Below are 11446 nucleotides of genomic sequence, written 5' to 3' on the forward strand. Positions count from 1 at the left end.
GGTCGGCCGTCCGAAGCAGTTCCGGGCGGCCGACCCCGTCTCGGGCGCACGGGCCGATCTGCTCGCGGTGCGGGCAGAAGGCGCTGTGGGCCAACAGCAGCCTGCATCGACTATGAAACTGTCATCAGTACGAAAATAGATTCAGTAGTGCTATGTTTGTCTCGTGACGACCGATGGATCGCTGCCGGGCAGGCGTGAACGCAAGAGGGCGGCGACCCGCAGGGCGCTCTCGGATGCGGCGCTGGAGCTCTTCCTCGAGCGCGGCTACGACAGAGTGAAGATCGCCGACATCGCGGAGGCCGCGGACACGGCGGTGACGACGCTCTTCGCGCACTTTCCCGCCGGCAAGGAGGCCCTGATCCTCGACGACAGTGGCGAGCGGGAGGCGTCCTTGACGGCCGCGGTTCGTGACCGCCCCGACGGGAGCGGGGTCCTGGACGCCCTGCACGACTTCTTCGCCGGCCGGGCCCCCTTCGCGGACGACCTGCCCGAAGAGTTCCAGCGCCGCATGGCCCTGGTGATGAGCACACCGGCCCTCCGTGACTACGCACGGCGGGTCTGGATCGCCTGCCAGGACAGCCTGGCCGCACTGCTCGCCGAGGCCGCGGGCCGCACGGAACCCGACGACTCCCTGTACGTCCTGGCCCGCTACGTCCTGGAGACCCCCGACCTCGCCTCCGACCGGCCCGACCGCAAAGCCGCCCTCGCGGAGGCGTTCACGCACCTCAAACAGGGCTGGCCCGGTTTCTGATCACACCCCTGCCCGTGCCCTCTTTCCACCCTTCCCCGCGAGGCCCGCCATGACCTGGAACGTTCATCGCCCGCCGGCTGCACACGGCCTGAACATCCTCGTGACCGGAGGTAACGCGGGCATCGGATACTTCATCGCCGAACAACTCGCCGCAGCGGGGGCCCTGGTCGTCCTCGGCAGCCGCGACCCGTCCAAGGCCGCGGCCGCCACGGCCGCGATAGCCGCTCGGGTGCCGGCCGCCCGGGTCTCCCACATGCCGCTCGACCTCGCGGACCTCTCCTCGCTCAAGGCCTCGGTGGACGGCCTGGACCTCGACCGGCTCGACGTGGCCGTCCTGAACGCAGGGATCGCACTGGATGCCCCGCCCCGCCGGGAGAACGCGGCCGGCCACGAGCAGATGCTCGCCACCAACCACCTCGGGCACTTCGCGCTCACCCACTGGCTGAACCCGCTGCTCGACGCGGCCCCCGCCGCCCGCGTCATCACCATGGGCAGCTTCGCCGCACGCTCCGAGCGCCTCGACCCGGACGATCTCCAGTCCCGCCGTGACTACGATCCCAAGCGGACGTACGGTCGCTCCAAGCTTGCCCAGATGAGCTTCGCCTTCGAGCTCGACCGCCGCCTGCGCGCCCAGGGCAGCGACCGCGCCAGCCTCGTCGCCCACCCGGGCGGCGCCCTGGACTCCCTCACCCCCGCGCGCCCCGCGATACCCGTACGCTCGGTCTCCAGCCGGTTGCTCAGCCTGCCCGCCGGACTGCTCCTCCAGGGCAAGGACGCCGGCGCCTGGCCCGCCGTACGCGCCGCCCTCGATCCCGATGTCAGCGGCGGCATGCTCCTGGGCCCTCGGATGTTCGGCCTGCGCGGTGAACCCCGCATCGAGCAGCCCCGGGCGCACATGACCGATCCCGAGACGGCCGCTCACCTGTGGTCCGCGAGCGTCGCACTCACCGGGGTCGACCCCAGCGCCGCACCCTGAAGCGGCTGGGGTGGTGAGCGGTACGGGCGGGCCCGCGGCTTCCCGGTGGAGGGGTCAACAGTTCGAGGCGTCGGATGTGTCGAGCGGGCCCTGGCCGATGGCCTCCAGCGCGCGGTCCAGGACCTCTTGGACGTGACCGAGGGCCGAGATGGTGGTCACCAGGCCCTGGGCCCGGTAGTGGTCGACGACCGGAGCTGTCTCGGTGCGATAGACCTCCAGCCGCCGACGAACAGTCACTTCGCGGTCGTCGTCGCGCTGGTACAGCTCACCGCCGCAGATGTCGCAGGTTCCCGCCACCGCAGGCGGACCGTAGTCGACGTGGAAGAGGTGTTCGCGGTCCTGACGGCACAGCCGTCGTCCAGCGATGCGCCTGACCACCTGCTCCTCGGGAATTTCCAGGTCGAGCACGGCATCCAGTCTCGACTTCGAGGCGGCGAGGATGCCGTCCAGCGCTTTCGCCTGGGCAAGGTTGCGGGGGAAGCCGTCCAGTAGGAATCCGGGCTCGGTGTCCGGGCGGGCGATGCGCTCTTCCACGACCCCGATGGTGACCTCATCCGATACCAGAAGACCGGCGCGCATGTGCGTGTGGGCGTTCTGGCCCAGCTCCGTGCCCTCATCGATGTGCTCGCGGAACAGGTCACCGGTGGAGATGTGTGGGATGGACAGGTGCGCGGCGAGGCGCACTGCCTGCGTGCCCTTGCCGGCTCCGGGCGGCCCGATCAGGAGGATGCGCATCGCTGAGGTGTCCCCTTCGTCATGCGTGGCCAGGACCCGATTTGAGATCCGAACAGCTGGGCGCCGTGGCTGCGTAGACGTGGACGCCCTTGGTGCGTTCCCACGAATGATAGGCGCCGTGAGGAGGCCCAGGACCGGGTGGCGCCGGGGCGCTCGGCCGGGGGTGTGGCGTCCAGCAACAGTGCCGGCCCGGCGAGGAACCCCGTGCGGTGGCCGATCCGGCCGGGCCACCCCGACCACCCGCCGGACGCGGCCTGGACCTGTCGCACCCGCGGGGCGGAGGTGCGTAACCCGGACGTCGGCTTGGAGATCCGGGTCGGTCGGCGGACGGGGCGTCAGGTCAGGCGGTGGCGCGTCCACCAGAAGCACAGGGCGATCAGGGCCGCGCTCGCCGCCAGGCACAGGCCTGTCTGCGTCCACTGCAGAGGCCAGAAGTGGGAGGCCGGGTGGAACTCCGTCCACCGGCCGGTGATGCCCTTGCCGGCGAGGCATTGACCGTAGTCGGTGGAGGCGTAGCACTCGCTCGATTCGGGGACCCTGCGGCCGGTGGTGTCGAGGAGGCCGCCGTTGAGGATCCAGGCTCCGTCCGGGGCCGGTTCCGCCGTGATGTCCGATCGTTGTGCCACCACCGTCGGCCAGAGCGCTCCACGTACGTGTTCCAGGGCGAACAGGACGACGACGCCGGTGACCGCGGTCGCGGCCATGGCCGCGACGGTGCGTCGTACCAGCAGGCCCAGGGTGGTCCCGATCCCGATCGCGAGCACGAGCAGCGCCTTGGCGACCCGGTGCGGGACCGACGGCGGCGAAGGGCATGGACCCGTGCCAGGGGAACCGGCTGCCCAGCGGCGCGGCGACCGCGTGCCACCACCAGGTGGCGCAGGCGGTGATCGCTCCCGCCCCGAGCACGGTCATGACCACGGGCACGGTGACCTTCGCGCGGAACCAGCGGTTGCGGGGTACCGACTGGGCGAGCGCCGTGCGGTAGGTGCCCGACTCCACTTCCTGGTTGCCGGAGCGGGTACTGGTGTTGCTGCTGGAAATCGGTCACGGCCTGGGAGCACTCGGGCGGCGCCGTGGGGCCGGTCGCATCGACGCATTCCGCGAGGGTCGAGGTGGCGTCGGCCGCCCCGGACCCGCCGTACAGGAAGAACCCGGCGACGAGCACGGTGAAGGCGAGCAGTGCCCACAGGGTGGTGCGGTGCTGGCGCCAGACCAGCCAACTCACGCCGCGGACGCCCGTCACGCCGCGCCCCCGTCACGGTCGACGCGGGCGGTTTCGGTGGTGAAGGCGGCCGGCGCCGGGTCGCGCAGGTAGGTCATGAGGAGTTGCTCCAGGGAAGGCGTCGGGCCGTCGTCGCCGGGTCGGTGGGCGGCGCGAAGGGCGTCGATGTCGCCGGCGAGGCGGATCCGGCCGGAGCCGACGAGGAGGAGGAAGTCGCAGGCGCCTTGCAGTTCGGATACGACGTGCGAGGACATCAGGACGGTGGTGCCGTGGGCCGCGGCCTCGGACAGCATCAACTCGGTCATCTCGTGCCGTACCAGTGGGTCGAGATCGGCCATCGGCTCGTCCAGCAGCAACAGGCGGGGACGTTTGCCGAAGGCGAGGGCGAGCGCCACGCGGGTGCGCTGGCCGCCGGAGAGGGACCCCACCCGGGCGCGGAGGGAGATGTTGCCGCCCTCCAGGACCCGTTCCGCGACGTCCTGGCTCCATCCCGGGTTCATCTCGCGGCCCATCCGCAGGATCTCCGAGACCCGGAAGCCCCGGTGGAGCGGCTTGTCCTGGCTCAACAGGGCCGTCCAGGCGCGGGCCGACGTGTCCTGAGGTGCCCTGTCGAAGACGCGGATCGACCCCTCGGTGGGGGCGAGCAGATCGCAGGCGGGGGAGAGGAGGGTGCTCTTGCCGGCGCCGTTGGGTCCGACCAACGCGCACACGCGGCCGGCCGGCACCTGGAAGGTGCAGTCCTTCAGGGCCCAGCCGCGCCGGTAGCGACGGCCGAGCCCCACGGCACGCAGCGCGGGGACCGCGTCGTCGACGCCGGCGCTCATCGACCGCGCCCCACAGGCCGTGCGGACGCGGTGCCCGGCTTCGGGCCGGCCGGCTGCCGACCGAGGTCGTCGCTCGTGTGGGACGGCCGGGAGCGGGGGACGATCCGCTGACGCGCGGTGGGGCGCGGGCTTGGCACGGCGGTGGGCATCGACAGCGCGAGGATGCCGTCCGATGCCGGCGATGCCGGCGGTGTGGGCGGGGCGTGGGTGTTCATGTCCCAGCCCCGCACCCGTCGGCGCCACGACCTCGCTGTCGTCGCGTTCGCCGCCTGCCTGTCCGTGACGCTGGCCGGGACGGCCGCCAACCCGCTGCTGATGTTTCCCCGCATGTCCTTGACCGCGGCCCTGTCGACCCCCGCCGACTGGCTGCTGACCGCCGTGACGCGCGGCCCCCGTCCCTTCTTCTTCGTGACCTCCGGATCGGTCCCGGCCGTCGCCGCGGCCGCCGCCCTGTGGTGGCGTCGCCGCTTCCCGGCCGCCGTCGCGACCGTCACGCTGTGCCTGGGAATGGCCTCCTCAGCGGTCACCGTCTCGGCGATGATCGCCCTGTTCACCGTCGCCGCGTCGCGCCCCCCGCGCACCACGGCATGGTTCGCGGTGGCCGCGGCGCTGCCCGTCGCCGCGGTGCAGGTGCTCGGCCGCCCGGCGATCACCGACCTGTCGATGCTGGGTACTCTGCTCATCGCCTGGACCCTCGTCGCCCTCGCGGTCGGGTGGGGACTCTTCGTGCGCTCGCGACGGATGCTGGTCGACAGCCTCACCGAGCGGGCCCGCCGCGCGGAGGTGGAATCCGCCCGACAGGTGGTGGAGGCCCAGCAGCGGGCCCGCGAGGAGATCGCACGCGAGATGCACGACGTCCTGGCCCATCGACTGTCCCTGTTGAGCCTCCACGCCGGCGCGCTCGAATTCAACGAGTCCCCGCATCCGGGCGACACACGTCGCGCGGCGGGCGTGATCCGCGCCAGTGCCCACCAGGCACTGGAGGACCTGCGCACCGTCATCGGGGTACTGCGCACCACCGACGACGGCCGGTGGTCGGAGCCGACGGCCACGCCTGCGGACGGCAGGGAACGCGCGCCCCTCACCCTCGACCCGCCCCCCGAGGTTCCGCAGCCCTGCCTCGGGGACCTCGCACGCCTGGCCGAGGAGTCCAGGGCCGCGGGCATGCGGCTGTACCTGGACATCGACGTCGACGAGCCGGACACCGCCCCCGACCTCGCGGGCCGCACCGTCTACCGCATCGTGCAGGAGGGCCTGACCAACGCGCGCAAGCACGCACCGTCCGCACCCGTACACGTCCAGGTGAGCGGCGATCCGCACGCCGGCCTGGACGTCATCGTGCGCAACCCCGCGACGGCGAACCCGCAACCGCCCCCACCCTCCGAGTCGGGTTCGGCCGCCCCGCCCGGCGCCATTCCGGGCTCCGGTCGCGGGCTCATCGGGCTGGCCGAGAGGGCGGCGCTGGCGGGCGGCGAGCTGCGACACGGCCGCACCGGGGCCGACTTCCTCCTGCAAGCGTGGATACCGTGGCCGGCGTGATCCGACTCCTGCTCGCCGACGACGATCCCCTGGTGCGGATGGGCCTGAGGATGATGTTCGCGGGCGTCGAGGACATCGACGTCGTGTCCGAGGCCCGCGACGGTCGCGAGGCCGTCGACCTCACCGCGAAGGAGGCCCCCGACGTCGTCCTCCTGGACATCCGCATGCCGGTCTGTGACGGTCTCGCCGCCACCCAGGCCCTGCGCGCCCTGCCGGTTCCACCGGCGATCATCATCCTGACCACCTTCAATCCGGACGACTACGTGGTGCGGGCCCTGCGCGCCGGGGCCGCCGGGTTCCTCCTCAAGGACACGCCGCCCGCAGACATCGTGGCGGCCGTACGCCGGGTGGCGGCCGGCGATCCCGTTCTGTCCCCGGCGGTGACCCAACAGCTGATCGCGCAGATCGCCACCCCGCGGCCTTCGACCGCAGCCGATGCCCGCGCACGCGCCCACGCCCGTTTGGAGCGGCTCGCCGCACGGGAGTACGACGTCGCCCGAGCTGTCGGCCAGGGCCGCACGAACGCGGAGATCGCGGCCCGCCTCTACATGAGCGTCCCGACGGTCAAAGCGCACGTGTCGAGCATCCTGAACAAGCTGGGGGTGACGAACAGGGTCCAGGTCGCCTTGATCGTCCACGACGCCGGCATCGGAGCCGTCGCCGACGGCGGCGTCGGGGGAGAAGCCGAGGCCGACCCGTACGGACCGCGTGGGCGGTGAGCCCCGTCCGTGACCGGCAGGCCGGAGTCGTCCGCCGGCGCGGATCGATCGGCGGCGCTTGAACGAGCGACGGACCGGCCCGGGCCGTGTGGGCGCCGGTCCGGTCCGTCGCGTTCGGTGTGGAGGGGAGTCATGACGATGTCGCGGTGGGGATGTCGAGGCGGGCGGCTCGGTGGGCCGGCCAGAGCGAGGCGAGGCGTGCTCCGCCGAGGGCGAGGAGGACACCGAGGACATGGCGGTGCCGACGGCCGCGCCGAGGCCGCCGACGATCAGGGCTTCCAGGCGGATCATCCGGAACACGCCGCGGCGGTCCAGGCCGATGGCGCGAAGGACACCGATTTCCCGGCGGCGTTCCATGACCGACATCGCGAGGGTGTTGGTGACGCCCTTGGCGCCGAAGACGTCGCGGAGCTGCCATATATGGAGAGGGGACCAGGCCGGATGCGGTGACGATGCCCGCACTGGATGCGGGGTGGGGAGTCACGGGACGTCCACCCACCGGCGGTGGACCGAAACGTCGCGCTTAGGCCGAGGCGATCGATCCAGACGTCCCACTGGCGGGCCCGCCATGGACGGCGAGGAGGTCCACGACGAAAATCAGGGTCGAGCCCGCCGGGATCAAGGGGGAGGGGGATTGGTTCTTGTAGCCGAGACGCGGGGGAATGGTGATCTCACGCCGGCCGCCGACCTTCATTCCCCTCACGCCCCGGTCCATGCCCTTGATGGCCTTGCCGCCGCCCACGGCGAACTTGAACGGCTGGTCCCGGTCCCAGGAGGAGTCGAACTCCCTCCCCGTCCCGAACGTGACCCCGACGTAGTGGACTTGGATGACCCGGCCCGGCTTTGCCTCGGCCCCGTCCCCGACCACGAGGTCCCGGGTCGTCAGCTCGTCGGGTGCATCACCCTTCGGAGCATCGATCTCAGGCTTCGTCTGTTCACTCATCGCGGCCGGCCCCATCGTTCTCCGCCGGAGAGCCCTCACACGGACCACCCGGACGCACGGACACTCCATGCAGCAGACGATCACGCTACCGGCAATCGTCGAAACCCGCGGAGCCGACTGGTCGTGTGGCCGCGCTGCGATCGCCACCCGCCCCGGAACTGATCAACCCGCACGGCTTCGGTCCTCCCCGGTGCCGCTCCCACCAGGGCGGGAGCGGCACCGGGGGTCGAGACGCACTTCTTCTTCGACCCGGCTCCAGGCCGAGACCGGCGCAGGATCAGAGGCCTGTTTGTTCGTCCCGGGTGTCGAAGGCTTCGCGTGCGCGTGTGATGGCGGGCATCTGCGCCGAGGCCCACGCCAACAGCACGTCGACGGGCGGTCGCAGGGTCTTGCCGAGCGGTGTGATCCGGTACCTGACCGCCACCGGGCGGGTGGACATGACCTCGCGTTCGATCACGCCGTTTCGTTCGAGTCGGCGAAGTGTCGAGGTCAGCGACTTCTGGGTGACCTGGGGAACGGCCCGGCGCAGTTCGTTGAAACGGCACGGGCGTTCGCATAGCTCGTTGAGGACGCTGAGCGACCACTTGTCGAGGATCTGGTCGAGCAGTTCGCGGTGCGGAAGCTCGATGCGGAACTCGTCGTCGGTATCGATGAGGAAACCTGGTCTCGTTGAAGTGTCCTTCTTCTACTAAGTAGCGTACAGATACCTACTCTGAAGGAGGAACAGCCGTGACTGTTCAGCACTTCACACCCGACGGCATGCTGCAGCCGGTCCCGTACCACCACGTCGCCGTGGGCACCGGCACGACGCACGTCCACGTCAGCGGACAGATCGCACGCCTGGCAGACGGAAGCGCGGTCGCACTCGGCGACCTGGCCGGGCAAGTCGCCCAGGCGCTGCGCAACACCTCCGTCGGGCTGGCGGGCGCGGGCGCGTCGTTCGCGGACGTGCTGCGCCTGACGTTCTACGTGACCCGGTGGAGTCCGGAGAAGATCGGCGACCTCATGGCCGGGGTGGGTGCCGTCGCCGCCGAGATCGGGCTCCCCCTGCCCCTGCCGCCGGCCTCGCTCATCGGGGTCGACTACCTCTTCGAGGCGGATGTGCTCGTCGAGGTTGAGGCGACCGCACTGCTGGGCTGATTCCCGAGCGGATGCTGTCGTGGTGATGAGGGGTGTGGCGGCTGATCCCGAGGGCTTTCGGCGGCTTCTTGGTCGCCGAGGGGATCGTCCGGACGGGAGCCGAGCCGGGATGCGTGACCAGCTCGCTCCCGCCGCGCGGCCGTCTTCCCGGCCCCCGTCGGGCGGCCGGATCAGCGCAGGCCGGCGAAGAGATCGTTCTCGGGTACGGCCGCGCCGGTGGCGTCCTTGACGCGTACGAAGGTCTCCGTGCCCATCAGCTCGCCGAACTTCTCCTTGCCCATCTTGAGGAAGAAGATGTTCTCGCCCTGGCTGGCGTGCGCGGCCAGCGCGTCGAACTTCTGGCCGCTGAAGGCGAGGGTGTCCACCCAGGTGGTGATCTCATCGTCGGGGAGGCCGATCTCGGCCATCGCGGCGGCCTCGGCCGGATCCGGCTCCGGCAGGTCCCCGTGAAGCTCGCGCATGATCTCGCCGAACCGCTGCATCATCGAGCGGGGCATCGTCGTCCAGTACACCTTCGGTGTCAGCTCGGTCATCTCCAGCGCCGCCATCGTGATGCGATGGGCCTGAATGTGGTCGGGGTGGCCGTAGAAGCCGTTCTCGTCGTAGGTGACGACCACGTCGGGCCGGTAGTGCCGCATGAGTTCCGCGAGTCGGGCGGCGCCCTTCTCCACGGGGGTCTGCCAGAACGATCCGGGGGCGTCGTTGCTCGGCCAGCCCACCATCCCGGAGTCGGCATAGTCCAGCGTCTCCAGATCGCTGATGTTCAGGACGTCACGACTGACCTCCAGTTCCTGACGGCGCATCAAGGCGACGGCCGCCGGATCGTGTCCGGGCTCGCCCGGCTTGACTCCGCCGGGTCCGTCACCGCAACCGCCGTCGGTACACGTCACGAGAACCGTGCGGATGCCTTCCGCCGCGTACCGGGCGAGGACGCCTCCGGTTCCGGTGGCTTCGTCGTCGGGGTGGGCGTGTACTGCCATGAGCGTCAAGGGCCGGTCAGTCATGAAGAAGTCCTCCTGCAGAAATGGATACGTCGTAGTCCAAGGGTGCGGCGGGCGTACCGCGATCCGGGGGCGTGGATCCTGGTGGGACGGACGGCCTTGTGGTCTCCGTGGCCCCCCTGCAGCGCCCGCCCCTCGGTCGGTGCAACCGTACCGACCGGCCCGGCTGTTCCCGACGCGGCCGCTTGACCTTCCAGGCGTTGGCGTTCCGTGCGAACGAGGCCACAAGCGCGGCCTGCGTGTCCCGGCGCCACGTCGGATCCGGCTTCTACGCGGCTACCGCTGCCGGGAGCCCCCACACGGGTTCGCTGCCCAAGGTGCGGTGGACCGGCCGAGCCTCATGACCTGCTCATTCCCCGAGTGCGAACGACGCCCGTTCCTGCCACTTCGTGCCGTCGTGCACCAGGAGTTCAACCGACGAGACACGAGAGGTGAACGGGAGCCGGCCGGCGAGGTCGGCCTCGATCTTCTCCAAGACGGCGTCTTCCTGGCCTTGCGCGATGGTCAGGTGCGGCACGATCTCGGTGAACCGACCCCCATACGGCGGGGCCTCGGGCCATCGATCAGCGACCGCCTCCGTGAGCTGCCGCAGCTGAGTGTCGGGCTCGGGAACGAGATACGACACTTCCGGGAGCCGCCCACATCTCTCGAACCGCAGGTCAAAGGCCTGGTGGCGTCCCAGTACGTCCGCGAGAGCGGAGTAGACGACCGAATCGATTCGGCTCTCGTCGAGGAACGGGAAGATCACGGTGACATGCGCGGGGACCCCGGCCTGGGCTGAGGGGTCCAAGCGTTCACGCCACCCGCGGACGGCCGACTCTGCCTCCGGGATGCGGACGATGAGCCCCGTCCGGCCCGCCCGAAACGTACTACCGCTGTCGTTTGCCATGACGTGGCATGGTGTCACCTCTGCCGCACACGGCACGGCTCCTTTTCCACTGAACGATCAGGAACGATCGCCGGACAGGTCGGCGAGGGACCTACCGAGAAGGCGACTCCGCCTTCGGATCGAGCAGGAATCGAGAAGCCAGGCTGACGGCGTCGCGTCTAACCTGCTCGCCATGGAAATCACCATTCACACGACGGCTCTGCCGCACGACGACCCGGACGCCTCGCTCGCCTTCTACCGCGACGTCCTCGGCTTCGAGGTTCGCAGCGATGTCGGGCAGGGCAAGATGCGCTGGATCACGGTCGGCCCGGCCGGTCAGCCCGGCACGTCGATCCTTCTGGCGCCGCCTGCCGCCGATCCCGGCATCACGGAGGACGAGCGCCGCACCATCACCGAGATGATGGCCAAGGGCACCTACGGCTGGATCCTGCTGGCCACCCCGGACCTCGATGCCACGTTCGAGAAGGCACAGGCCGGGGACACCGAGGTCGTCCAAGAGCCGACCGAGCAGCCGTACGGGGTGCGCGACTGCGCCTTCCGGGATCCGGCGGGCAACCTGGTCCGCATCCAGGAGCTGCGCTGAGCCCTGAGGGTACGGGTTCGGGTACACGGGTGCGGCCGTGCGGTCGTGGGGCGGACATCGCGACCGCCCGTGAGGAGCACCGCGGCGCACCCGAGCGCATGAGCTCGCACCACCCGGGCGTCTG

General features: G+C 70.7%; 14 protein-coding genes and 1 pseudogene. 7 read left to right on the forward strand and 8 right to left on the reverse strand.

Annotated features, from left to right (window positions below):
- Window positions 1–163: 163 nt before the first annotated feature.
- Both ACIOD1_RS33375 and ACIOD1_RS33380 read left to right on the forward strand, forming a co-directional pair.
- Window positions 164–751, forward strand: a complete 588-nt coding sequence (locus ACIOD1_RS33375) for a TetR/AcrR family transcriptional regulator (RefSeq protein WP_401906800.1) — start codon at window positions 164–166, stop codon at window positions 749–751.
- Window positions 752–800: 49 nt separating this feature from the next.
- Window positions 801–1727: an SDR family NAD(P)-dependent oxidoreductase gene (locus ACIOD1_RS33380; protein ID WP_365627275.1), complete on the forward strand. Its 927-nt coding sequence runs from the start codon at window positions 801–803 to the stop codon at window positions 1725–1727.
- Window positions 1728–1781: 54 nt separating this feature from the next.
- Here the strand turns inward: ACIOD1_RS33380 and ACIOD1_RS33385 are convergent, their stop codons facing one another.
- Window positions 1782–2462, reverse strand: a complete 681-nt coding sequence (locus tag ACIOD1_RS33385; protein WP_365627278.1) for an adenylate kinase — start codon at window positions 2460–2462, stop codon at window positions 1782–1784.
- A 335-nt stretch (window positions 2463–2797) separates the two neighbouring features.
- Window positions 2798–3226, reverse strand: a complete 429-nt coding sequence (locus ACIOD1_RS33390) for a hypothetical protein (protein WP_401906803.1) — start codon at window positions 3224–3226, stop codon at window positions 2798–2800.
- A 47-nt stretch (window positions 3227–3273) separates the two neighbouring features.
- Between ACIOD1_RS33390 and ACIOD1_RS33395 the strand changes: the two genes are divergently transcribed.
- Window positions 3274–3447, forward strand: a complete 174-nt coding sequence (locus ACIOD1_RS33395; protein ID WP_401906805.1) for a hypothetical protein — start codon at window positions 3274–3276, stop codon at window positions 3445–3447.
- 254 nt (window positions 3448–3701) lie between these two features.
- On the opposite strand, the gene ACIOD1_RS33400 is transcribed toward ACIOD1_RS33395, so the two are convergent.
- Window positions 3702–4508 (reverse strand): ABC transporter ATP-binding protein, encoded by an 807-nt coding sequence (locus ACIOD1_RS33400; RefSeq protein WP_401906808.1) that lies wholly within the window; start codon window positions 4506–4508, stop codon window positions 3702–3704.
- A 213-nt stretch (window positions 4509–4721) separates the two neighbouring features.
- On the opposite strand from ACIOD1_RS33400, the gene ACIOD1_RS33405 reads away from it, so the two are divergent.
- Together ACIOD1_RS33405 and ACIOD1_RS33410 are read left to right on the forward strand one after the other, a co-directional pair.
- On the forward strand, window positions 4722–6047 hold the full coding sequence (locus tag ACIOD1_RS33405; RefSeq protein ID WP_401906811.1) for a sensor histidine kinase: 1326 nt from the start codon (window positions 4722–4724) through the stop codon (window positions 6045–6047).
- Window positions 6035–6766, forward strand: a complete 732-nt coding sequence (locus ACIOD1_RS33410) for a response regulator (RefSeq protein ID WP_401906813.1) — start codon at window positions 6035–6037, stop codon at window positions 6764–6766. The genes ACIOD1_RS33405 and ACIOD1_RS33410 overlap by 13 nt, the downstream gene beginning before the upstream one ends.
- 267 nt (window positions 6767–7033) lie before the next feature.
- Here the strand turns inward: ACIOD1_RS33410 and ACIOD1_RS33415 are convergent.
- The 3 genes and pseudogenes from ACIOD1_RS33415 to ACIOD1_RS33425 form a co-directional block, all read right to left on the reverse strand.
- Window positions 7034–7132 (reverse strand): annotated as a pseudogene (locus tag ACIOD1_RS33415) (FtsX-like permease family protein); the annotation flags it as partial.
- A gap of 157 nt (window positions 7133–7289) precedes the next feature.
- Window positions 7290–7709, reverse strand: a complete 420-nt coding sequence (locus ACIOD1_RS33420; RefSeq protein ID WP_401906816.1) for an FKBP-type peptidyl-prolyl cis-trans isomerase — start codon at window positions 7707–7709, stop codon at window positions 7290–7292.
- Window positions 7710–7986: 277 nt separating this feature from the next.
- Window positions 7987–8361, reverse strand: a complete 375-nt coding sequence (locus ACIOD1_RS33425) for a helix-turn-helix domain-containing protein (protein WP_365627483.1) — start codon at window positions 8359–8361, stop codon at window positions 7987–7989.
- 77 nt (window positions 8362–8438) lie between these two features.
- Between ACIOD1_RS33425 and ACIOD1_RS33430 the strand changes: the two genes are divergently transcribed.
- Window positions 8439–8849 carry a RidA family protein gene (locus tag ACIOD1_RS33430; RefSeq protein ID WP_401906818.1) on the forward strand — a complete coding sequence of 137 codons (411 nt, stop codon included), beginning with the start codon at window positions 8439–8441 and terminating at the stop codon, window positions 8847–8849.
- A 170-nt stretch (window positions 8850–9019) separates the two neighbouring features.
- On the opposite strand, the gene ACIOD1_RS33435 is transcribed toward ACIOD1_RS33430, so the two are convergent.
- Both ACIOD1_RS33435 and ACIOD1_RS33440 read right to left on the reverse strand, forming a co-directional pair.
- Window positions 9020–9853: a PIG-L family deacetylase gene (locus ACIOD1_RS33435; protein ID WP_365627293.1), complete on the reverse strand. Its 834-nt coding sequence runs from the start codon at window positions 9851–9853 to the stop codon at window positions 9020–9022.
- A gap of 346 nt (window positions 9854–10199) precedes the next feature.
- Entirely contained in the window at window positions 10200–10739 is a 540-nt protein-coding gene (locus ACIOD1_RS33440; protein WP_401906822.1) for a 2'-5' RNA ligase family protein, read from the reverse strand.
- Window positions 10740–10911: 172 nt separating this feature from the next.
- On the opposite strand from ACIOD1_RS33440, the gene ACIOD1_RS33445 reads away from it, so the two are divergent.
- Window positions 10912–11322 carry a VOC family protein gene (locus tag ACIOD1_RS33445; protein WP_365627299.1) on the forward strand — a complete coding sequence of 137 codons (411 nt, stop codon included), beginning with the start codon at window positions 10912–10914 and terminating at the stop codon, window positions 11320–11322.
- Window positions 11323–11446: the final 124 nt, after the last annotated feature.

The organism is Streptomyces sp. NPDC088097 (assembly GCF_044741845.1).
GTDB lineage: Bacteria > Actinomycetota > Actinomycetes > Streptomycetales > Streptomycetaceae > Streptomyces.